This is a genomic window from Streptomyces sp. NTD107 (genome assembly GCF_059510435.1).
Window position 1 is genome coordinate 48,812 of the sequence record NZ_JCAJZV010000020.1, and the last position, 21,421, is coordinate 70,232.

General features: G+C 70.8%; 19 protein-coding genes. 14 read left to right on the top strand and 5 right to left on the bottom strand.

Annotated features, from left to right (window positions below; genetic code table 11):
- Window positions 1-15: 15 nt before the first annotated feature.
- Genes AC5WRL_RS26785 through nuoN form a run of 12 tightly spaced genes read left to right on the top strand, consistent with a single transcriptional unit; the run spans window position 16 to window position 15,152 of the window.
- On the top strand, window positions 16-756 hold the full coding sequence (locus AC5WRL_RS26785) for an NADH-quinone oxidoreductase subunit C (protein WP_496091247.1): 741 nt from the start codon (window positions 16-18) through the stop codon (window positions 754-756).
- Window positions 756-2,114, top strand: coding sequence for an NADH-quinone oxidoreductase subunit D (locus AC5WRL_RS26790; RefSeq protein ID WP_496091248.1), 1,359 nt, complete (start codon window positions 756-758; stop codon window positions 2,112-2,114). The genes AC5WRL_RS26785 and AC5WRL_RS26790 overlap by 1 nt, the downstream gene beginning before the upstream one ends.
- Window positions 2,111-2,905, top strand: coding sequence for an NADH-quinone oxidoreductase subunit NuoE (gene nuoE / locus AC5WRL_RS26795; protein ID WP_496091249.1), 795 nt, complete (start codon window positions 2,111-2,113; stop codon window positions 2,903-2,905). The genes AC5WRL_RS26790 and nuoE overlap by 4 nt, the downstream gene beginning before the upstream one ends.
- A complete protein-coding gene (nuoF, locus tag AC5WRL_RS26800; RefSeq protein WP_496091250.1) occupies window positions 2,905-4,272 on the top strand; it encodes an NADH-quinone oxidoreductase subunit NuoF in 1,368 nt (455 codons plus the stop codon). The genes nuoE and nuoF overlap by 1 nt, the downstream gene beginning before the upstream one ends.
- Entirely contained in the window at window positions 4,269-6,785 is a 2,517-nt protein-coding gene (locus AC5WRL_RS26805) for an NADH-quinone oxidoreductase subunit G (RefSeq protein ID WP_496091251.1), read from the top strand. The genes nuoF and AC5WRL_RS26805 overlap by 4 nt, the downstream gene beginning before the upstream one ends.
- The gene (gene nuoH / locus AC5WRL_RS26810; protein WP_496091252.1) at window positions 6,785-8,155 is read left to right on the top strand and encodes an NADH-quinone oxidoreductase subunit NuoH; all 1,371 of its coding nucleotides are present in this window, start codon (window positions 6,785-6,787) and stop codon (window positions 8,153-8,155) included. The genes AC5WRL_RS26805 and nuoH overlap by 1 nt, the downstream gene beginning before the upstream one ends.
- The gene (nuoI, locus tag AC5WRL_RS26815) at window positions 8,148-8,822 is read left to right on the top strand and encodes an NADH-quinone oxidoreductase subunit NuoI (RefSeq protein WP_496091253.1); all 675 of its coding nucleotides are present in this window, start codon (window positions 8,148-8,150) and stop codon (window positions 8,820-8,822) included. The genes nuoH and nuoI overlap by 8 nt, the downstream gene beginning before the upstream one ends.
- Entirely contained in the window at window positions 8,819-9,718 is a 900-nt protein-coding gene (locus AC5WRL_RS26820) for an NADH-quinone oxidoreductase subunit J (RefSeq protein ID WP_496091254.1), read from the top strand. The genes nuoI and AC5WRL_RS26820 overlap by 4 nt, the downstream gene beginning before the upstream one ends.
- Window positions 9,715-10,014, top strand: coding sequence for an NADH-quinone oxidoreductase subunit NuoK (nuoK, locus tag AC5WRL_RS26825; protein ID WP_030736549.1), 300 nt, complete (start codon window positions 9,715-9,717; stop codon window positions 10,012-10,014). Before AC5WRL_RS26820 ends, nuoK begins: the two co-directional genes overlap by 4 nt.
- Window positions 10,015-10,026: 12 nt before the next feature.
- The gene (gene nuoL / locus AC5WRL_RS26830) at window positions 10,027-11,922 is read left to right on the top strand and encodes an NADH-quinone oxidoreductase subunit L (RefSeq protein ID WP_496091255.1); all 1,896 of its coding nucleotides are present in this window, start codon (window positions 10,027-10,029) and stop codon (window positions 11,920-11,922) included.
- A 1-nt stretch (window position 11,923) separates the two neighbouring features.
- Window positions 11,924-13,549, top strand: coding sequence for an NADH-quinone oxidoreductase subunit M (locus tag AC5WRL_RS26835; protein WP_496091256.1), 1,626 nt, complete (start codon window positions 11,924-11,926; stop codon window positions 13,547-13,549).
- Window positions 13,542-15,152: an NADH-quinone oxidoreductase subunit NuoN gene (gene nuoN / locus AC5WRL_RS26840; protein ID WP_496091257.1), complete on the top strand. Its 1,611-nt coding sequence runs from the start codon at window positions 13,542-13,544 to the stop codon at window positions 15,150-15,152. The genes AC5WRL_RS26835 and nuoN overlap by 8 nt, the downstream gene beginning before the upstream one ends.
- A 76-nt stretch (window positions 15,153-15,228) precedes the next feature.
- Here nuoN and AC5WRL_RS26845 read toward each other — a convergent pair whose 3' ends face one another.
- From AC5WRL_RS26845 to fahA, 5 genes are all read right to left on the bottom strand, one after another.
- Window positions 15,229-15,879 (bottom strand): hypothetical protein, encoded by a 651-nt coding sequence (locus AC5WRL_RS26845; protein ID WP_496091258.1) that lies wholly within the window; start codon window positions 15,877-15,879, stop codon window positions 15,229-15,231.
- A gap of 106 nt (window positions 15,880-15,985) precedes the next feature.
- Entirely contained in the window at window positions 15,986-16,519 is a 534-nt protein-coding gene (locus AC5WRL_RS26850) for a hypothetical protein (RefSeq protein ID WP_496091259.1), read from the bottom strand.
- Between the two features lie 18 nt (window positions 16,520-16,537).
- Window positions 16,538-17,101 (bottom strand): hypothetical protein, encoded by a 564-nt coding sequence (locus AC5WRL_RS26855; RefSeq protein ID WP_496091260.1) that lies wholly within the window; start codon window positions 17,099-17,101, stop codon window positions 16,538-16,540.
- A 124-nt stretch (window positions 17,102-17,225) separates the two neighbouring features.
- Window positions 17,226-17,783: a hypothetical protein gene (locus AC5WRL_RS26860; RefSeq protein ID WP_496091261.1), complete on the bottom strand. Its 558-nt coding sequence runs from the start codon at window positions 17,781-17,783 to the stop codon at window positions 17,226-17,228.
- A 13-nt stretch (window positions 17,784-17,796) separates the two neighbouring features.
- A complete protein-coding gene (gene fahA, locus AC5WRL_RS26865; RefSeq protein WP_496091275.1) occupies window positions 17,797-19,098 on the bottom strand; it encodes a fumarylacetoacetase in 1,302 nt (433 codons plus the stop codon).
- 168 nt (window positions 19,099-19,266) lie between these two features.
- Between fahA and AC5WRL_RS26870 the strand changes: the two genes are divergently transcribed.
- A complete protein-coding gene (locus AC5WRL_RS26870; protein WP_496091262.1) occupies window positions 19,267-20,277 on the top strand; it encodes a polyprenyl synthetase family protein in 1,011 nt (336 codons plus the stop codon).
- A 259-nt stretch (window positions 20,278-20,536) separates the two neighbouring features.
- The gene (locus tag AC5WRL_RS26875; RefSeq protein WP_496091263.1) at window positions 20,537-21,418 is read left to right on the top strand and encodes a LolA family protein; all 882 of its coding nucleotides are present in this window, start codon (window positions 20,537-20,539) and stop codon (window positions 21,416-21,418) included.
- Window positions 21,419-21,421 lie beyond the last annotated feature (3 nt).

Consider the following 21,421-nt stretch of genomic DNA (forward strand, 5'->3'; position numbering starts at 1 on the left):
GAACGGGGGTGTGCGGTGAGCGACGCGAAGAACGGCGCGCACGAGCCGAGCGACAGTGAGCGCGCCGGCGGGGTGCCCGCCCCGCGGGGGAACACCGGGGAGACCATCGCCAGGCGGCGCGGGATGTTCGGCGCCAACAACGGCGGCGACACCTCCGGTTACAGCGGACTGCGGCGCACCGTACGGATGCCCGGGGCCTCGTCCCGGCCGTACGGGGGGTACTTCGACGAGGTCGCCGACGAACTGGAAGGGGCCCTGGAGGAGCAGAGCGTCGATCCGGGGACCGCGATCGAGAAGACCGTCGTCGACCGGGGAGAACTCACCTTCCACATCGCGCGGGAGTATCTGCCCCAGGTGGCGCGGATCCTGCGGGACGATCCCGCCCTGCGCTTCGAGCTGTGCACGGGCGTGAGCGGGGTGCACAACCCCGCCGACACGGACCGGGAACTGCACGCCGTCTACCACCTGCGGTCGATCACCCACACCCGGCTGATCCGGGTCGAGGTCTCCGTCCCCGACGCCGACCCGCACATCCCGTCCCTCGTCGACATCTATCCGACCAACGACTGGCACGAGCGCGAGACGTTCGACTTCTTCGGCATCGTCTTCGACGGCCACCCCGCGCTCACCCGGATCATGATGCCCGATGACTGGCAGGGCTTCCCGCAGCGCAAGGACTACCCGCTCGGCGGCATCCCCGTCGAGTACAAGGGCGCCCAGATTCCGGCTCCCGACCAGCGGAGGTCGTACAGCTGATGTCCACATCCCACACCACCCAGACCCCGCCCCGGGCGACGGCGTCGGCCGGGGCCCGGGAGACCACCGAGGGGACCGTCTACACCGTCAGCGGCGGCGACTGGGACGAGCTCGCCGAGGCCGCCGCGCGCCGTACCGACGACGAGAAGATCATCGTCAACATGGGTCCCCAGCACCCGTCCACCCACGGGGTGCTGCGGCTGATCCTGGAGATCGACGGCGAGACCGTCACCGAGGCGCGGGCCGGAATCGGCTATCTGCACACGGGTATCGAGAAGAACCTTGAATACCGGACGTGGACGCAGGGCACCACCTTCGTCACCCGGATGGATTATCTGACCCCCTTCTACAACGAGGCGGCCTACTGCCTCGGGGTCGAGAAGCTGCTCGGCATCACGGACGACATCCCGGACCGGGCCACCGTCATCCGGGTGCTCCTGATGGAGCTGAACCGGCTCTCCTCCCACCTGGTGGCCATCGCCACCGGCGGCATGGAGCTGGGCGCCACCACCGTGATGATCTACGGCTTCCGGGACCGCGAGCACTGCCTGGACATCTTCGAGCTGATCACCGGACTGCGGATGAACAGCGCGTACATCCGCCCCGGCGGCCTCGCCCAGGACCTGCCGCCCGGCGCCATCGAGCAGTTGCGGGACTTCATCCGCAAGATGAAGAAGAACCTGCCCGAGTACGACAAGCTCTGCTCCGGCAACCCCGTCTTCAAGGCCCGGCTGACCGACGTCGGTTACCTCGATCTCGCCGGCTGTCTCGCCCTCGGCGCCACCGGACCGATCCTGCGCTCCGCCGGGCTGCCGCACGACCTGCGCAAGTCCGACCCGTACTGCGGCTACGAGAGTTACGACTTCGAGGTGCCGACCACCGACACCTGCGACTCCATGGGCCGCTTCCTGCTGCGCCTGGAGGAGATGCACCAGTCACTCAAGATCATGGAGCAGTGCATCGACCGGCTTGAGCCGGGCCCGGTGATGGTCGGCGACAAGAAGATCGCCTGGCCCGCGCAGCTCGCCCTCGGACCGGACGGGCTCGGTAACTCGCTGGACCACATCCGCACCATCATGGGCACCTCCATGGAGGCCCTGATCCACCACTTCAAGCTGGTGACCGAGGGCTTCCGGGTACCCCCGGGGCAGGTCTACACGGCCGTGGAGTCCCCCAAGGGCGAACTCGGCGTGCACATGGTCAGCGACGGCGGCACCCGCCCCTACCGGGTCCACTTCCGCGACCCGTCCTTCACCAACCTCCAGGCGACCGCCGCGATGTGCGAGGGCGGCATGGTCGCCGACGTCATCGTCGCGGTGGCCTCCATCGACCCCGTGATGGGAGGAGTCGACCGATGACGGACGTCCAGCTGGGCATGCCCCAGCTCCCCGCCCCCGCCTACCCGGACGAGGTACGGGAGCGGCTGACCGCCGACGCGCGCGAGATCATCGGCCGCTACCCGGACTCGCGCTCCGCGCTGCTGCCGCTGCTGCACCTGGTGCAGTCCGAGGAGGGGTACGTCACCCGCACCGGCATGGGGTTCTGCGCCGATGTGCTGGAGCTGACCACCGCCGAGGTGACCGCCGTGGCCACCTTTTACTCCATGTACCGGCGCAAGCCGTCCGGCGACTACCAGGTCGGGGTCTGCACCAACACGCTGTGCGCGGTGCTCGGCGGCGACGCCATCTTCGCCGCGCTCCAGGAGCACCTGGAGCTGGGCAACGGGGAGACCACCGAGGACGGCAAGGTCACCCTGGAGCACATCGAGTGCAACGCGGCCTGCGACTTCGCCCCCGTGGTGATGATCAACTGGGAGTTCTTCGACAACCAGACCATCGAGTCCGCCAAACGGCTCGTCGATGATCTGCGGGCCGGCCGCAAGGTGCTGCCCACCCGGGGCGCGCCGCTGTGCGACTTCAAGAAGACCGCCCGCACCCTGGCCGGATTCCCCGACGAGCGGCCGGGCGCCACCGCCGCCGGCGGCAGCGCGGGCCCCGCCTCGCTGGCCGGGCTGCGACTGGCCAAGGGCGAGGCCGCCCCCGGCCGGGTGGTGCCCCAGCGGGGCGCCTCCCCGGCGGGCGAGCCGCCGCAGACACCGGCCGCCGACCCGCAGCACCCTGCCGGGCCGGCCGCCGAGGAGGGGGAGTGATGATCGTGAGCACCAATGACACCGCCCGCAGCGGTGGCCCCGAAAAGCTGCTCTCGCCCGTGCTGTCCGCCTTCTGGGACCAGCCCGACTCGTGGACGCTGGACACCTACCGGGCGCACGGCGGATACCGGGGCCTGCGCAAGGCCCTGGACATGGAGCCGGACGAGGTCATCGCCTACGTCAAGGACTCGGGGCTGCGCGGCCGGGGCGGGGCCGGATTCCCCACCGGCATGAAGTGGCAGTTCATCCCGCAGGGCGACGGCAAGCCGCACTATCTCGTGGTCAACGCGGACGAGTCCGAGCCTGGCACCTGCAAGGACATCCCGCTGCTGTACGCCAACCCGCATTCCCTCGTCGAGGGGATCATCATCGCCTGTTACGCCATTCGCTCCGCCCACGCCTTCATCTACCTGCGCGGTGAGGTGGTGCCCGTCCTGCGGCGGCTGCACGCGGCGGTGGCCGAGGCGTACGCGGCCGGGCTGGTCGGCAAGGACGCCCTCGGGCCGGGCAAGGACCTGGAGCTGACCGTGCACGCCGGCGCCGGCGCGTACATCTGCGGCGAGGAGACCGCGCTGCTCGACTCGCTGGAGGGGCGGCGCGGACAGCCCAGGCTGCGCCCGCCGTTCCCGGCGATCGAGGGCCTGTACGCCAGCCCCACCGTGGTCAACAACGTGGAGTCCATCGCCTCGGTGCCCGCGATCATGGACCGCGGCAAGGACTGGTTCAAGTCCATGGGGAGCGAGAAGTCCCCCGGCTTCACGCTCTACTCGCTCTCCGGGCACGTGGCCAGGCCCGGCCAGTACGAGGCGCCGCTGGGCATTACCCTGCGCGAACTGCTGGAGCTGAGCGGCGGGATGCGGCCCGGACACCGGCTCAAGTTCTGGACCCCGGGCGGCTCCTCCACCCCCATGTTCACCGACGAACACCTCGATGTGCCGCTGGACTACGAGGGGGTGGGCGCGGCCGGGTCGATGCTCGGCACCAAGGCGCTCCAGTGTTTCGACGAGACGACCTGTGTGGTGCGGGCCGTCACCCGCTGGACCGAGTTCTACGCGCACGAGTCCTGCGGCAAGTGCACTCCGTGCCGGGAGGGCACCTACTGGCTGGTGCAACTGCTGCGCGACATCGAGGCGGGCAAGGGCAGGCCCGGCGATCTCGACAAGCTCGCGGACATCGCCGACAACATCAACGGCAAGTCCTTCTGTGCCCTCGGGGATGGTGCGGCGTCGCCCATCTTCTCGTCGCTCAAGTACTTCCGCGCGGAGTACGAGCAGCACGTCACCGGGCGCGGCTGCCCCTTTGACCCCGCCAAGTCCACCGTCTGGGCGGACGACGACTCGAACGCATCCGTGGAGGTGAAGGCATGACGGTCACCACCGACGCCAAGACCGGTGGTGGTGGGCAGGCCGCCCGGCCGGCGGGGGAGGACCTGGTCTCCCTGACGATCGACGGCATCGGGATCTCGGTGCCCAAGGGCACCCTGGTGATCCGCGCCGCCGAACAACTCGGCATCGAGATCCCCCGGTTCTGCGACCATCCGGCGCTCGACCCGGCCGGCGCCTGCCGGCAGTGCATCGTCGAGGTCGAGGGCCAGCGCAAGCCGATGGCATCCTGCACCATCACCTGCACCGAGGGCATGGTCGTCAAGACCCAGCTGTCCTCGCCGGTCGCCAAGAAGGCGCAGCGCGGCGTGATGGAACTGCTGCTCATCAACCACCCGCTGGACTGCCCGGTCTGCGACAAGGGCGGCGAATGCCCGCTCCAGAACCAGGCGATGACCACCGGCGACCCGGAGAGCCGCTTCGAGGGCCGCAAGCGGACCTTCGAGAAGCCCGTCCCGATCTCCAGCCAGGTGCTGCTCGACCGCGAACGGTGCGTGCTGTGCGCGCGCTGCACCCGCTTCTCCAACCAGATCGCGGGCGACCCGATCATCGAGATGGTCGACCGGGGCGCCCTCCAGCAGGTCGGGATCGGCGAAGGCGACCCCTTCGAGTCGTACTTCTCCGGCAACACCATCCAGATCTGTCCGGTGGGGGCGCTCACCTCCGCCGCGTACCGCTTCCGCTCCCGGCCCTTCGACCTGGTGTCCTCGCCCGGCGTGTGCGAGCACTGCGCCGGCGGCTGCGGGATCCGCACCGACCACCGGCGCGGCAAGGTGATGCGCCGGCTGGCCGAGGAGAATCCCGAGGTCAACGAGGAGTGGATCTGCGACAAGGGGCGGTTCGGCTTCCGGTACGCGCAGCAGCGCGATCGGCTGACGATGCCGCTGGTGCGCAATGCCGGGACCGGGGAGCTGGAGCAGACCAGCTGGCCCGAGGCGCTGGAGGCGGCGGCCCGCGGGCTGGCCGGCCGGCGCGAGCACGGCGCGGCCGTGCTGACCGGCGGCCGGCTGACCGTCGAGGACGCCTACGCGTACGCCAAGTTCGCCCGCGTCGCGCTCCACACGAATGACGTGGACTTCCGGGCCCGGGTGCACAGCGCCGAGGAGGCGGCGTTCCTCGCCTCCCAGGTCGCCGGGCACGGCATCGACCTGGACGGCACCGAGGGGCTGAGCTTCACCGCCCTGGAGGCGGCGCCCACCGTCCTGCTGGTCGGCTTCGAGTCGGAGGAGGAGGCGCCCAGCGTCTTCCTGCGGCTGCGCAAGGCGCACCGCAAGCACGGGCAGCGGGTGTTCTCGCTGGCCACGCACGCCAGCCGGGGCCTGGCGAAGACCGGCGGCACGCTGCTGCCGGCCGCGCCCGGGACCGAGACCGCCTGGCTTGAGGCGTTGGCCAGTGGTACGGGGCTCGGCCCGGACGGCCGCGCGGCGCGCGAGGCGCTGGCCGCCGAGGGCGCGCTGATCGTGGTCGGCGAGCGGCTGGCCGGGGTCACCGGCGGGTTCACCGCCGCCGTGGCGCTGGCCGGGGCCGGCGGGGCCCGCCTGGTGTGGATGCCGCGCCGCTCCGGTGAGCGCGGCGCCATCGAGGCCGGCGCGCTGCCCGGGCTGCTGCCCGGCGGCCGGCCCGCCGACGACGCGCGGGCCCGCCGCGAGATCGCCGCCGCCTGGGGCGTCGCCGCGCTGCCGGACCGGGCCGGCAAGGACACCGGGCAGATCATCCAGGCCGCGGCGGCCGGCGAACTCGGCGCCCTGGTGGTCGGCGGGGTCGAGGTCGCGGACCTGCCCGATCCGGCGCTCGCCCGGCGGGCGCTCGACCGGATCGCCGCCGACGGCTTCCTGGTGTCGCTGGAACTGCGCCCCTCCGAGGTCAGCGACCGCGCCCACGTGGTGCTGCCGGTGGCGGCCGTCGTGGAGAAGGGCGGCACCTTCCTCAACTGGGAGGGCAGGGCGCGGCCGTTCGAGCCCGCCGTGAAACCCGACCAGATGACCCGGCGGCTCGTCCAGACCGACGCGCGCGCGCTCAACATGCTCGCCGACGCCATGGACATCCACCTCGGGCTGCCCGACCTGCCCACCATCCGGGCCGAGATCGACGGCCTTGAGCCATGGGCCGGCGACCTGCCGCTGGGCCCGACCGCCACCCCCGTGGAACTGCCGAGCCCCGCGCCGGGCGAGGCCGTCCTGGCCGGGCACCGGATGCTGCTCGACCAGGGCCTGTTGCAGCAGGGCGACGAGGCGCTGGCCGGCACCCGGCACGCCTCGGTGGCCCGGCTGTCCGCGGACACCGCCCGCGAGGCGGGCGTCAAGGACGGCGAGCCGCTGGCCGTCACCGGCCCGGCCGGCTCGGTGGTGCTGCCGCTGACCGTGACCGAGGAGATGCCCGACCGGGTGGTGTGGCTGCCGCTCAACTCGCTCGGCGGCGGCGCGTACCAGGATCTGGGCGCCGTGCCCGGCGCGGTGGTCACCATCGGCGCGGCCGTCGCCGAGGAGGTGAACGCCTGATGCGTACGACGACCCTCGCCCAGGAGGCGGATCTGTCGGTGTTCGGCGGTGACCCCTTCTGGCTGATCCTGCTCAAGGCGGTCTTCTGCTTCGCGTTCCTGATGCTGACGGTGCTGATCTGCATCGTCGGCGAGCGCAAGATCCTCGGCTGGATGCAGCTGCGGATCGGCCCCAACCGGCACGGCCCCTGGGGCATGCTCCAGTCGCTGGCCGACGGCATCAAACTGATGCTGAAGGAAGACATCATCGTCAAGGGCTCGGACAAGGTGCTGTACATCCTTGCCCCCGCCCTCGCCACGATCCCGGCGTTCATGGCGGTGGCGGTGATCCCGTTCGGGCCGGCCGACGACCCCGTGTCGATCTTCGGCACCCGCACCGCGATGCAGCTCACCGATCTGCCGGTGGCGCTGCTGTACGTGCTGGCCACCGGGGCGATCGCGGTGTACGGCACGGTGCTGGCCGGCTGGTCCTCCGGCTCCACCTACCCGCTGCTGGGCGGGGTGCGGGCCACGGCGCAGATCATCTCGTACGAGGTGGCCATGGGCCTCAGCTTCGCCGCGGTCTTCCTCTACTCCGGGTCGATGTCCACCTCGGCCATCGTGGAGGCGCAGAGCGACCGCTGGTTCATGGTGCTGCTGCCGGTGTCCTTCCTCATCTACATGATCGCGATGATCGGTGAGTCGCACCGGCCGCCGCTGGACATGCCGGAGTCCGAGGGCGACCTGGTCGGCGGGTATCTCACCGAGTACTCGTCCATCAAGTTCGCGTTCTTCATGATGTCCGAGTACATCCACATGGTCACCGTCTCCATGCTGATGGTCACCGTGTTCCTGGGCGGCTGGCGGGCCCCGGCGCCGCTGAGCTTCTGGGAGGGCGCCAACACCGGCTGGTGGCCGCTGCTGTGGTTCACCCTCAAGATGCTGGCCGTCATCTTCTTCTTCATCTGGGTGCGGGCCTCGCTGCCCCGGGTGCGCTACGACCAGTTCATGACGGTCGGCTGGAAGGTCCTCATCCCGGCCGCGCTGGTGTGGCTGATGCTGGTCGCCACCGTCCGCGCCATGCAGAACGAGGGCTACGGCTTCCGCGACATCGTGCTGTGGGTGGTCGGCGGCGTCATCTGCCTGCTGCTCATCTCCTTCGTGGTGGACATCTTCCGCGACCGGGCCGACGAACGGCGCGCGCGGGAGGAAGCCGACCGCGCCGAGGAGCCGTTCGACCCGATGGCGGGCGGCTTCCCCGTACCGCCGCTGCCCGGGCAGACCCTGCCACCGGTGCCGCGCCGGCCCTCCCGGGGGCCCACGGCGGGCGTCGCGGCGGCCGACAGCACGGATACCGAGGCAACCCGAGGAAAGGAGGGCGACCGTGCCTGAGTTCCGGAATCCCGTGGGCGGCTTCGGCGTGACCTTCAAGGCCATGTTCAAGAAGCGCCTCACCGAGCAGTACCCCGAGGAGAAGAAGCCCACCGCGCCGCGCTTCCACGGCCGGCACCAGCTCAACCGTCACCCCGACGGTCTGGAGAAGTGCATCGGCTGCGAGCTGTGCGCCTGGGCCTGTCCCGCCGACGCCATCTATGTGGAGGGCGCCGACAACACCGAGGAGGAGCGGTACTCCCCGGGGGAGCGGTACGGCCGGGTCTACCAGATCAACTATCTGCGCTGCATCCTGTGCGGGCTGTGCGTCGAGGCGTGCCCCACCCGGGCGCTGACCATGACGAACGAGTACGAGCTGGCCGACCGCACCCGCGCCTCGCTGATCTTCACCAAGGAAGAGCTGCTGGCCGGGCTCCAGGACGGCATGGTCGAATCGCCGCACGCCATCTACCCGGGCGCGGACGAGCAGACGTACTACCGGGGCGAGGTGAAGGCCGCGGCGCCCGGCACCGTACGGCAGGTCGCGCGGTCCAAGGGCGAGGACGCCCCAAGCTCTTCGAGCGAGGGATACCCCAGCCCGGCCGACGAGGACGACGCGCTGGCGGCGGCCACCCGGCTGCACGACCCGGCGGCGGACGCGGCGGACGGCTCGGAGGTCCGGGCATGAACGTCCTGACCACACTCGCGGCCGAGACCTCCACCTCCAGCGGGGAGGCGGTGCAGTTCTGGATCCTGGCCCCCATCGCGGTGGCCGGCGGTCTCGGCACGGTGCTGATGCGGCGCGCGGTGTACTCCGCGCTCTGCCTGGCCGGCACCATGATCATTCTGGCGCTGTTCTATCTCGCCAACGGCGCCTACTTCCTCGGCGTGGTGCAGATCGTCGTCTACACCGGCGCCGTGATGATGCTCTTCCTCTTCGTGCTGATGCTGGTCGGGGTGAGCGCCGCCGACTCCTTGAAGGAGACCCTCAAGGGGCAGCGGTGGCTGGCCGCCGGGCTCGGCCTGGGGCTCGGCATCCTGCTGATCGCCGGCATCGGGCAGGCGGCCGGCGGCTCCTTCACCGGGCTCGGCCAGGCCAACGCCGGCGGCAACGTCCAGGGCCTGGCCTCGCTGCTGTTCACCCGCTACGTGGTGGCCTTCGAGGTGACCGGCATCCTGCTGACCATCGCCGCCGTGGGCGCCACCATGCTCACCCACCGCGAGCGGATCGAACGCATCAAGACGCAGCGCGAGCAGTCGGTGGACCGGATCAAGAACGCCACCCACGTCCCGCCGCTGCCCGCGCCCGGCGTGTACGCCCGGCACAACGGGGTGGACATCCCCGGGCTGCTGCCCGACGGCACCCCCTCCGAGCTGAGCGTGAACGCCACCCTGCGTGGCCGCGGCCAGATCCGTGAGGTGCACCGCGAGGCGCTGCGCGATCTGACCGCGCTGGAGCAGCGGACCGCCACGTACCACGGGCAGCCCCGGCAGCAGGGCGTCAACGGCGGCGTCAACGGCACGAGCGTGGCGGCCGTCAACGGCGCCAAGGACAACCACGAGACCGGGGAGGAGAGCAAGTGAGCCCGGACAACTATCTCTACCTGGCGGCGCTGCTGTTCACCCTCGGCGCCTGCGGGGTGCTGCTGCGGCGGAACGCCATCGTCGTGTTCATGTGCATCGAACTGATGCTGAACGCCAGCAACCTCGCGCTGGTCGCGTTCTCCCGGATGCACGGCAATCTCGACGGCCAGATCCTGGCGTTCTTCGTCATGGTCGTCGCCGCCGCCGAGGTCGTGGTCGGGCTCGCGATCATCGTCATGGTCTACCGCTCCCGCCACTCGGCCTCGGTCGACGACGCCTCACTGATGAAGCTGTAAGGGGTAATACCAGTGGAGTCATTGATCGGACTGCTCGTCGCGGCACCGCTGCTCGGCGCGCTGGTGCTGCTCGTGGGCGGCCGGCGGCTGGACCGTATCGGCCACTGGCTCGGTACGGGCCTGGCCGCCGCGTCCTTCGTCCTCGCGGCGGTGCTGTTCTTCGAACTGCTCGGCAGGGCGGACGGCGACCGCACCCTGCACCAGCATCTGTTCAGCTGGATCCCGGTGGCCGGCTTCCAGGCCGACGTGGCCTTCCAGCTCGACCAGCTGTCGATGACGTTCGTGCTGCTCATCACCGGGGTCGGCTCGCTGATCCACGTGTACTCCGTCGGCTACATGGAGCACGACGTACGCCGGCGGCGGTTCTTCGGCTATCTCAACCTCTTCCTCGCCGCGATGCTGCTGCTGGTGCTGGCCGACAACTACCTGCTGCTGTACGCCGGCTGGGAGGGCGTGGGCCTGGCCTCGTACCTGCTGATCGGCTTCTGGCAGGACCGGCCGAGCGCGGCCACGGCGGCCAAGAAGGCGTTCATCGTCAACCGGGTCGGCGATGTGGGCCTGTCGATCGCCATCATGCTGATGTTCACCACCTTCGGCACCTTCACCTTCGGCCCGGTGCTCTCCAGCGCGACCGACACGAGCGAGGGCACCCTCACCGCCATCGGACTCATGCTGCTGCTGGCGGCCTGCGGCAAGTCGGCGCAGGTGCCGCTCCAGTCCTGGCTCGGTGACGCCATGGAGGGCCCGACCCCCGTCTCGGCGCTGATCCACGCGGCGACCATGGTCACCGCCGGCGTCTACCTGGTGGTGCGCTCCGGGGCGATCTTCAACGCGGCGCCCGACGCCCAGACCGTCGTCATCGTGGTCGGGGCCGTCACGCTCGTCTTCGGGGCGATCGTCGGTTGCGCCAAGGACGACATCAAGAAGGCGCTGGCCGGCTCGACGATGTCGCAGATCGGCTACATGATGCTGGCCGCCGGGCTCGGCCCGATCGGCTACGCCTTCGCGATCATGCACCTGGTGACGCACGGCTTCTTCAAGGCCGGTCTCTTCCTCGGCGCCGGGTCCGTGATGCACGGCATGAACGACGAGGTCGACATGCGCAAGTACGGGGGCCTGCGGAAGTACCTGCCGGTCACCTTCGTCACCTTCGGCCTCGCCTATCTGGCGATCATCGGCTTCCCGTATCTGTCCGGGTTCTTCTCCAAGGACGAGATCATCTACGCCGGGTTCGCCAAGGGCGGTACCCAGGGCTGGATCCTGGGCTCGGTGATGCTGCTCGGCGCGGCGCTCACCGCCTACTACATGACGCGGATCATGCTGCTGACGTTCTTCGGCGAGAAGCGCTGGCAGCCGGACGCCGCCGGGAAGCAGCCGCACCCGCACGAGTCGCCGCTGACCATGACGATCCCGATGATCGTGCTGGCGATCGGCTCGGTCGGGGCGGGCTTCGCGTTCAACCTGAACGAGTCCTTCGCGCACTGGCTGGAGCCGGTCACCGGTCTGGCACACGGCGATTCGCCGGTCGGGCACGGCACCGTGTCACTGGCCGCGACCGCCGTGATGGTGATCGGGGTCGGGGCCGCCTACCTCCAGTACGGGCGGCGGCCGGTGCCGGTGGTGGCACCGCGCGGCAGCTTCGTCACCCGGGCGGCGCGCCGCGATCTGTTCCAGGACGACTTCAACCACGCGGCGTTCGTCACCCCCGGCACCCATCTCACCCGGGGGCTGGTGTTTGTCGATCACAAGCTGGTGGACGGGGTCGTCAACGGGCTGGCCGCCGCCTTCGGCGGTCTGTCCGGGCGGCTGCGGCGGGTCCAGAACGGCTATGCCCGCAGTTACGCGGTCTCGATGTTCGGCGGTGCGGCGATCCTGATCGCCGTGACCCTGCTGATGAGGGCGGTCTGAGATGTCATTTCCCCTGCTGACGGCCACGGCCCTGGCCCCCGCCATCGGTGCGGTGGCCACGGCCGCGGTGCCCGCGGCGCGCCGAACCCTCGCCAAGTGGACGGCGCTGGGCTTCTCGGTGCTGACGGTGGCGTTCGCGGCGGCGGTGCTGCTGCGGTTCGACACCGCGCCGGGCGCAGACCGGTTTCAGCTGACCGAATCCCTCACCTGGATCAGGGACTTCGGGGTCCATTACGAGCTGGGCGTGGACGGCATCGGTGTCGCCATGATCGGGCTCACCGCGATCCTGATGCCGTTTCTGATCGGGGCGGGCTGGAACGACGCGGACCCGAGGGAGGGCGAGACACCGGCCGGCCGCCGGTGGCGGCCCACCCAGGGCTTCTTCGCGCTGATCCTGCTGGTCGAGGCGATGGTCATCATGTCCTTCGCCGCCACCGACATCTTCCTCTTCTACATCTTCTTCGAAGCGATGCTCATCCCGATGTACTTCCTCATCGGCGGCTTCGGCGACCGGGCCGGGGCCGGCGACGAGGAGGGGCAGGCGCGGCAGCGGTCGTACGCGGCCGTGAAGTTCCTGCTGTACAACCTGGCCGGCGGGCTGGTGATGCTGGCGGCGGTGGTCGGCCTGTGGGTGGCGACCAACGACCAGCTGGGGAACGGTACGTTCTCGCTGGCGGCGATCGCGGACGCCAAGGCGGCCGGTGAGCTGGCCTTCGGGACCGGCACCGAACGCTGGCTGTTCCTGGGCTTCTTCGTCGCCTTCGCGATCAAGGCCCCGCTGTGGCCGGTGCACACCTGGCTGCCCAACGCCATGGGCGAGTCGACCGCGCCGGTGGCCGTGCTCATCACGGCGGTCGTCGACAAGGTCGGCACCTTCGCGATGCTGCGGTTCTGTCTGGGGCTCTTCCCCGAGGCGAGCAACTGGGCGACGCCGGCGGTGATCGTCCTGGCACTGGTGTCCATCGTGTACGGGGCGCTGCTGGCGCTCGGCCAGCGGGACATGAAGCGGCTGATCGCGTACGCGTCGATCTCGCACTTCGGCTTCATCGTGCTGGGCATCTTCGTGATGACCAGCCAGGGCCACTCAGGCGCCACGCTCTACATGATCAACCACGGGATCGCGACCGCCGCGCTCATGCTGGTGGCGGGCTTCTTGATCTCGCGGCGCGGGTCGCGGCTCATCGCCGACTACGGCGGGGTGCAGAAGACCGCGCCGGTGCTGGCCGGCACCTTCCTGATCGGCGGCCTGGCCACCCTGTCGCTGCCGGGGCTCGGCCCGTTCGTCAGCGAGTTCCTGGTGCTGGTGGGCACGTTCAGCCGGTACCGGGCGGCCGGGATCATCGCCACCGCCGGCATCGTCCTGGCCGCGCTGTACGTCCTGGTGCTGTACCAGCGGACCATGACCGGGCCGGTGAAGGCGGGGCTGGAGAAGCTGCCCGATCTGCGGATGCGGGAGCTGGCGGTGGTGGCCCCGCTGATCGCGCTGCTGATCTTCCTCGGGGTGTATCCGAAGCCGGTCACCGACATCGTCAACCCGGCTGTTGAGCACACGCTGTCGGACGTCAACAAGACCGATCCGCAGCCGCAAGTGACCGTGACCGAAGCGGAGGCCGCCTCCCATGAATGATCTCCAGCTCCAGGCTCCCTCCATCGAATGGCTGGCGCTGCTGCCGAGCCTGATCGTGTTCGGGGTCGCCGTCATCGGGGTGCTGATCGAGGCGTTCGCGCCCCGGTCGGCCCGGTACGGCACCCAACTGGTGCTCACCACCCTGGGGTTCGCGGCAGCCTTCGCGGCGGTGGTGGGACTCGCGGCCGGCGGGCACGCCTCGGACAAGGCGCAGATCGCGGGCATGGGCTCGCTGGCGGTGGACGGCCCCGCGTTGTTCTTGCAGGGCGTGATCCTGCTGGTGGGGCTGCTGTCGGTGTTCCTGTTCGCCGAGCGGCGGCTCGAACCCGCCAAGCACGGGGCGCGGGTGGACTCGTTCGCCGCGCAGCCGGCGGCGGTGCCGGGCGGCGAGGCCGAGCAGGAGGCGGTGCGGGCCGGGCACATGACGACGGAGATCTTCCCGCTGCTGCTGTTCGCGGTCGGCGGCATGCTGATCTTCCCGGCGGCCAACGATCTGCTGGTGCTGTTCATCGCGCTGGAAGTGCTGTCGCTGCCGCTGTATCTGCTGTGCGCGCTGGCCCGCCGCAAGCGGCTGCTGTCGCAGGAGGCGGCGGTCAAGTACTTCCTGCTGGGCGCGTTCGCCTCGGCGTTCCTGCTGTTCGGGATCGCGCTGCTGTACGGGTACGCCGGGACCGTCACGTACGCCGGGATCGCGGATGTGATCAGCGGGGCGCCGGCCGCCATCGATCCGGGGCTCGCCTCGACGATGGGCAATGACGCGCTGCTGCTGATCGGCGGAGCGCTGGTGGTGATGGGCCTGCTGTTCAAGGTGGGCGCGGTGCCGTTCCACATGTGGACCCCCGATGTGTACCAGGGCGCCCCGACCCCGGTGACCGGCTTCATGGCGGCGGCGACCAAGGTGGCGGCGTTCGGCGCGCTGCTGCGGCTGCTGTACGTGGCGCTGGACGGCACCCGGTGGGACTGGGAGCCGGTGCTGTGGGGGGTCGCCATCGCGTCGATGGTGGCGGGTGCGGTCATCGCCATCACCCAGACCGATGTGAAGCGGCTGCTGGCGTACTCGTCGATCGCGCACGCCGGGTTCATCCTGGCGGGTGTGGTGGCGGTGAGCGAGGCCGGGGTGTCCTCGGTGCTGTTCTACCTGGCGGCGTACTCGTTCGTGACGCTGGGCGCGTTCGCCGTGGTCACGCTGGTACGGGACGCGGGCGGCGAGGCCACGCATCTGTCGAAGTGGGCCGGGCTCGGGCGGCGTTCGCCGCTGCTGGCCGGGGTCTTCGCGCTGTTCCTGCTGGCCTTCGCGGGCATTCCGCTGACGTCCGGGTTCGCGGGGAAGTTCGCGGTGTTCCGGGCGGCGGCGGATGCCGGGGCGATGGGGCTGGTCATCACGGGTGTGGCGGCGTCGGCGATCGCGGCGTTCTTCTATGTGCGGGTGATCGTGCTGATGTTCTTCAGCGAGCCGAAGGCGGACGGTCCTTCGGTGGTGATCCCGAGTCCGCTGACCTCGTCGGTGGTGGGGCTCGCGGCGGTGGTGACGCTGGTGCTGGGTGTCGCGCCGCAGTACTTCCTGGATCTGGCCGGTCAGGCCGGGGTGTTCGTCCTGCGGTAGGACGGCTGTCCGCCCGCCCGTCGTGACGGTGGCCGCCCCGGAGTCCGGGGCGGCCACCGTTGGGTTCGGGGCGGGATCAGAAGTCTTCCCAGGAGCTGAAGAAGTAGTAGTCGGCGCTGCGGTCCGCGTCCCGCCACTGGGCGGTGACCTTGTCGCTGCCGTTGAAGGAGAGGTCGACCCAGACGAGTTCGGCGTCGCCCTCCTCGCCGCACGACATCATCGTGTAGTAGTCGTAGGCGGGATCGGGAGAGTCGAAGAGGAGGCCGTAGCACTCCTCGGTGGTGTTGAGGTCGGCGTAGTCGGTGCGGGCGAGCCCGGTGGGGCTCTCGCTGGTGGACATGAAGCCGAAGGCCGTGTTGTCGGCGGCGGCCCACACCCCGTTGATGTCGGCGCCGGTCTCCGTCGTACCGCCCCCGCCCCCGCCTCCGCCTCCGCTCCCGTCGCGGTCCGGGGTCTCCACGGGGGATCCCGGGCTCTCCGGGATGTCGAAGTCGGCGAGATCCTCGGAGTCGATCAGCGGCTTGTCCCACCAGGAGCCGAGCCGGTCCATCATCTCGGCGGCGGCCTCATTGTCGGCCGTGGGCGGCGGGGTGCTCTCGTCGGCCTGCGGGCTGCCGAGGGTGTTGCCCCCGCCGCTCGAACAGCCGGAGGCGAGCAGCGCGGTGATCAGCACCGCTCCCGTTCCGACGGCCCGGGGCCAGGTCCGGGTCCGGGTCCAGGTGTGCATCGATGAGTCCCCCCTCATCCGTTGTGCTGGAACTCCATGGTGTCATGCGCATGGTCCGGAACCCTGGTGGGGTTCCGGACCATGCGGGGTGGAGCCTGGTGCACCGTCAGTTGTCGAGCTCCAGGTCCAGATCGTCCATGCCAGGTACATCGGGCATGTCGGGGAGGTCGGGGATGTCCGGCATGAAGTTGTCGAAATCACCCTTCTCGTAGACATGCGTCTCGCCGGACGTCCAGGCGACGGTCAGCTTGCCGCCGTCCAGGGTGACCGCGCCGGCCGAGAGTCCCGCGCAGTCCTCCATGACGAGATGACCGGCGGCGAAGGCGCCCACGCAGGACCGCCCTTCGGTGAGATCCGAGTAGGACGCGATCCCGCTCATGATGACCAGGATGCTGTCGTCGGCCTCGTAGCCGGTGAGCCAGGAGCCCTCGACATCGGCGGCGGTGAGACCGGAGTCCCCCGCACCCCCGTTGCCGTTGTCGTCGCTCCCGGCGTCCTCGGTGGGCTGCTCGCTCCGGCCGCCGTCGCCGGAACCGCTGTCGGTCTTGTCGTCGTCACTGCCGCCGCTGCTGCACGAGGTGAGCAGCAGCAGCGCCGCCGCGACGGCGGCGGGAGCGGCGAGCCGGAGTGCCTTGCGCATGGGAGATCCTCCTCGGGATCAGAAGTTGAGCACCTCGTCGAGCAGGGCTTCCAGCTCTTCGCCGTCGGTCCACTCGGTGCCCGCGAGGGCCTCTTCGATGCCGAGGCCCTCGATCTTGGTGTGGCTCTCGGTGCTTCCGTCGGCCCAGACGACATTGAGGGTGCCGCCCTCAAGAGCGACCTTGCCCTCGGTCCAGCTGCCGCCGTCGACGCAGGTGAGGGAGAGCGAGCCGTCCGACACGGTGCCGAAGCACTCGTCCACGTCGTCCAGGCCGGCGGCGGCGTAGGCCGTGGAGCCCTTGTCGCTGAAGATGAAGACCGGGGACTCGTCGTCCGCGTCGTTGGCCCACATGCCCACGAGGTCGGCGCCGGTGGGCACATCGCCGGCAGGTGCGTCGATGTCGGAGCCGGCGTCGGCGTCCGCGTCGGTCTCGCTGTCACCGCCGGTGGTGGACTCCTCCTGGGTGGAGTCGGTGCCCTTGGCGCCGTCGTCCTTGGAGTCGTCGTCGCTGCCGCAACCCGTCAGGATGAGAGCCGCCGCCGCGAGCGCCGCCGGAGCCGCGAGCCGTACTGCCTTGCGCATGTGTTCCCCTCAAGCTGTGAATGTGGAGGAACTTTATCCGGAGCCAACGACACTCCACGACGAAAAGGGCATGATCGGGAAATCGGTTACCGAGCTATTGCGTGGGCGCGTCCGCGCCGATACCTCACGGCAGCTCAAGGTCCATGTCCAGGTCGAACTCCGGCAGGTCGCCGAGGTTCCCCAGCTCGCCGAGGTCGATGTCGTCCAGCTCGAAGGTGAGGTCGTCCAGGCCGAGCTCGCCCAGGTCCACCCCTTCGAGCTCCAGATCGGCCAGCGCCACCTCCGGGCCGGTCAGCCTGGTGTACGTACGGGTGCCGGCCCCGCCCCAGTCGACGGTCAGCGCGGAGCCGTCCACCGTGGCCTCGCCGGCCGTGTACGCGTCGCCGCCGGCCGGGCAACCGAGCGCCAGGGACGTACCGTCCACCGTCCCGACACACACCTGACCGGTCTCCACCAGGGTGCCGACGCCCGCCACGATGTGCAGCAACTGGCCGTCGCCGCCCCAGGAACCGTCCAGGCCGGCCGCGTCCGGGTCCCGGGTGCCACCGGCGGTGGGCGACTCCTCGACGCGATCCGGCCCGTCCACGCCCTCACCACCACTGCCGCCGGCACCGCCGGACGTACAGCCGCCGATCAGCAGGACGGCGGCGATCGCCGCCGACGGGCCGGACACGCGTCGCATCACCATGTCCCCCTTATACCGCCCGCTCCGCGCCGGTTGCCCCGCGCGCCGGCTCGATCCGGCCGGTCACCTCGCCCAGCCCGATCCGGCCGCCCCCCGGCCCGGGCGCCCACGCGCTGATGGTGATCTCGTCGCCGTCGGCCAGGAAGGCCCGCTCGGCGCCGTCCGGCAGCCGCAGCGGCTCCGTGCCGCTCCACGTCAGCTCCAGCAGGCTGCCCCGCTGGCCCGGCTCCGGGCCCGACACCGTGCCGGAGGCGAACAGATCGCCGGTGCGCAGGCTCGCCCCGTTCACCGTGAGATGGGCCAGCTGCTGGGCGGCCGTCCAGTACATGGTGGCGAACGGCGGCTCGCTGATGAGGGTGCCGTTCAGCCGTACCGACAACCGCAGATCGAGCCCGTGCGGGCCCGCGCCGTCGCCGTCGCCGGCACCGTCACCGCCCGCGTCCGGGGCCGTGTCGTCCAGGTACGGCAGCAGCGGGTGGCTGCGCGGCGGCGGGGCCACCCAGGCGTGCTCCAGGGCGTCCAGCGGGGTGATCCAGGGCGACAGGGAGGTGGCGAAGGACTTGCCGAGGAACGGGCCCAGCGGTACGTACTCCCACGCCTGGATGTCCCGCGCCGACCAGTCGTTGAGCAGCGCCACGCCGAACACATGGTCACGGAAGGACGCCATCGGCACCGGGGTGCCGAGCGCGGACGGGGTACCGACGACGAAACCGACCTCCGCCTCGATGTCCAGCCGGCGGCTGGGCCCGAACTCCGGGGCGGCGGCCCCCGGCGGCCTGCGCTGGCCGTGCGGGCGGGCCACCGGCGTACCGGAGACCACGACCGTACCGGCGCGGCCGTGGTAACCGATCGGCAGATGCTTCCAGTTGGGGGTGAGCGCTTCCCCGTCCGGGCGGAAGATCCGGCCCACATTGGCGGCGTGGTGCTCGCTGGCGTAGAAGTCCACATAGTCGGCCACCTCGAAGGGCAGGTGGAAGACGGGCGCGGGGGATTCGGCGGCCGGGCGGAGGGGGAGAAGCAGCGGGGAAACGGTTTCCCGGTGCGCCGGGTTGCCGAGCCAGTCGCGCAGGGCGGCGCGTACGGACTGCCATACGGGCCGTCCGGCGGCCAGCAGCGGGCCCAGGGAGGGGGCCCGGAGCAGTGGAGCGTGGGGAGAGCCGAGGGCGCGGGCGGCGGCGCCGGCGTCCAGGACGTGGTCGCCGTACCGGACGCCGATCCGGCGCCGGGTGGGATCGCCGGGGTCGCCCGGGGTGCTGAACACTCCGTACGGCAAGTTGTCGAGACCGAAGAGTTCCTGGGGAGTGACGGCCATGTCGGCCATGCGGTGCCTCGCCTTCGAGGTCGTCGGTTACGGGGCGGGGAACAGCGTATGCCGGGCCGCTTGACGGGTACGCGCCGCTGATGGGGATGTGCCCGTGGTGATCCATTGGTGACCGGATACGCTGCCCAGGGACATGGCAACGGAGACAGGAGAACGCTCGTGACCGTCGTAGGTCCGTTCGGGGTGAGCGTGCGGGACCAGGCTCTGGAAGTGGACGTCCAGGCCGGTCTGGCGGCTGTCGAGGCGGGTCTGATAGAGGCCACGAAGAGCGATGTCCCCTTCATCACGGAGGCCGCTCAGCATCTGGTGCGGGCCGGGGGCAAGCGCTTCCGGCCGCTGCTGGTGATGCTGGCGGCGCGGTTCGGCGATCCCTACGCGCCGGGGGTCGTGCCGGCCGCGGTGGTGGTGGAGCTGACGCATCTGGCGACGCTGTACCACGACGACATCATGGACGAGGCGGAGGTGCGGCGCGGGGTGCCCAGCGCCAACGCCCGCTGGGACAACTCGGTGGCGGTGCTGACCGGGGACTTCCTCTTCTCCCGGGCGTCCACCCTGGTGGCCGACCTGGGGCCGGCGGCGGTACGCGTCCAGGCCGAGGCGTTCGAGCGGCTGGTGACGGGGCAGTTGCAGGAGACGGCGGGCCCCGGCGCGGGTGAGGACCCGGTGGCGCACTACCTGGATGTGATCGCCGGGAAGACCGGATCGCTGATCGCGGTGGCCGGGCGGTTCGGGGCGATGATGTCCGGCGCCGACGAGGATGTGGTCGATGTGGTCACGCAGTTCGGCGAACGGATCGGGATCGCCTTCCAACTGGCGGACGATGTGCTCGACATCGCCAGTGACGGGGGCGAGTCGGGGAAGACGCCGGGCACCGATCTGCGGGAGGGCGTACCGACGATGCCGGTGCTGCGGCTGCGGGAGATGGCCGAGCGGGGCGGTTCGGCGGCGGACCGGGAGCTGTGCGAGCTGATCGCCGGCGATCTGACCGACGACGGGCGGCACGCGGCGGCGCTGGCCGGACTGCGGACGCATCCGGCGCTTGAGGCGGCGAAGCGGGACACGCTGCGGTTCGCGGACGAGGCGCGAAGATGCCTGGGGCCGCTGCCGGATGGGCCGGCGAAGGCGTCGATGGCCGCGCTGTGCGATCTGGTGGCGGACCGTACGCGCTGATGACGTGAGGTGGGACCCGGGGAAGGGGCGGTGCGTGAGCGCCGCCCCTTTCGCCTGTCCGCAGGGGTGTCCGGGGTGTCCCCGTGGGGAGAACCCCTACGGGTTTCGGGCCTCGTGGGGTGGACGGTCTACTCCGCGGGGAGGAGACGGGAGCCTCCCGGCGAAGGATGTCGAAAGGCCCGCGCGCTGGTGCAATTGAGAGTGCTTGGGGTGACGGGGGACCGTTCGCCGTTCGCGGACAGATGGGGATGAGGGTGACATGGGACTGAACGCACGCGTGCGCAGGGTCGGACTGCCGGTGGCCGTGGTGGCGGGCGCCGCCGTGATCGGAGTGGGGGTGTGGCCGGCGATCGCCAGCGACGGGGCGCCGGATCTGCCGGAGCTGTCCGCCGAGGAACTGCTGGTGCGGATCGCGGAGTCCGAGACGACTCAGCTGTCGGGCACGGTGCGGATCCAGGCGGACCTGGGGCTGGGTGGCGTGGCCGATCTGGCGCGCGGCCTGGACGGGCCGGCGGGGCGGCTCGCCGATCTGGCGGGCGGCAGCAGCACGCTGCGGATCGCGGTGGACGGCCCGGACCGGCAGCGGCTGGCGCTGGTGGAGGGCACGACGGATGTCTTCGCGCTGATCCACCGGGGCGGGGAGGTGTGGGCGTACGACAGCGACAGCAAGATCGCCTATCGGGCCGAGGTGCCGCTGGACGCGGAGCGGGGGGCGCCGGGCGCGGCCGGGTTGGGCGTGGCGCCGCAGGTGACCCCGCAGGCGGCGGTGGAGCAACTGCTGGAGCGGGCCGGTGAGGTCGCCGAGGTGTCGGTGGACGGTACGGCGCGGGTGGCGGGGCGCAGCGCGTACCAGCTTCTGGTGGAGCCGAAGGAGGCGGCGGGCGCCGGCTCGCTGGAGTCGGCGCGGATCTCGGTGGACGCGGAGACGGGGGTGCCGCTGGCCGTGACGATGCGGGGGGCGGACGGGCCGCTGGTGGATCTGGCCTTCTCGCAGATCACCTACGGCCAGCCGGCGGGCGGCAGCTTCGACTTCACGCCGCCGCAGGACGCCACGGTGGTGGACATAGCGGCCGGTGATCCGCTGCCGGGCCTGCTGCCGGACGCGGTCCCGGACTTCCTGTCGGAGCTGCCGGCCCACTGACGG

Excerpts from the sequence above, each read along its gene's own strand:
- AC5WRL_RS26790 (WP_496091248.1), top strand. The coding sequence starts at position 756 with ATGTCCACATCCCACACCACCCAGACCCCGCCCCGGGCGACGGCGTCG.
- nuoE (WP_496091249.1), top strand. The coding sequence starts at position 2,111 with ATGACGGACGTCCAGCTGGGCATGCCCCAGCTCCCCGCCCCCGCCTAC.
- nuoF (WP_496091250.1), top strand. The coding sequence starts at position 2,905 with ATGATCGTGAGCACCAATGACACCGCCCGCAGCGGTGGCCCCGAAAAG.
- AC5WRL_RS26805 (WP_496091251.1), top strand. The coding sequence starts at position 4,269 with ATGACGGTCACCACCGACGCCAAGACCGGTGGTGGTGGGCAGGCCGCC.
- nuoH (WP_496091252.1), top strand. The coding sequence starts at position 6,785 with ATGCGTACGACGACCCTCGCCCAGGAGGCGGATCTGTCGGTGTTCGGC.
- AC5WRL_RS26820 (WP_496091254.1), top strand. The coding sequence starts at position 8,819 with ATGAACGTCCTGACCACACTCGCGGCCGAGACCTCCACCTCCAGCGGG.
- AC5WRL_RS26835 (WP_496091256.1), top strand. The coding sequence starts at position 11,924 with ATGTCATTTCCCCTGCTGACGGCCACGGCCCTGGCCCCCGCCATCGGT.
- nuoN (WP_496091257.1), top strand. The coding sequence starts at position 13,542 with ATGAATGATCTCCAGCTCCAGGCTCCCTCCATCGAATGGCTGGCGCTG.
- AC5WRL_RS26845 (WP_496091258.1), bottom strand. The coding sequence starts at position 15,879 with ATGCACACCTGGACCCGGACCCGGACCTGGCCCCGGGCCGTCGGAACG.
- AC5WRL_RS26850 (WP_496091259.1), bottom strand. The coding sequence starts at position 16,519 with ATGCGCAAGGCACTCCGGCTCGCCGCTCCCGCCGCCGTCGCGGCGGCG.
- AC5WRL_RS26855 (WP_496091260.1), bottom strand. The coding sequence starts at position 17,101 with ATGCGCAAGGCAGTACGGCTCGCGGCTCCGGCGGCGCTCGCGGCGGCG.
- AC5WRL_RS26860 (WP_496091261.1), bottom strand. The coding sequence starts at position 17,783 with ATGCGACGCGTGTCCGGCCCGTCGGCGGCGATCGCCGCCGTCCTGCTG.
- fahA (WP_496091275.1), bottom strand. The coding sequence starts at position 19,098 with ATGGCCGTCACTCCCCAGGAACTCTTCGGTCTCGACAACTTGCCGTAC.
- AC5WRL_RS26875 (WP_496091263.1), top strand. The coding sequence starts at position 20,537 with ATGGGACTGAACGCACGCGTGCGCAGGGTCGGACTGCCGGTGGCCGTG.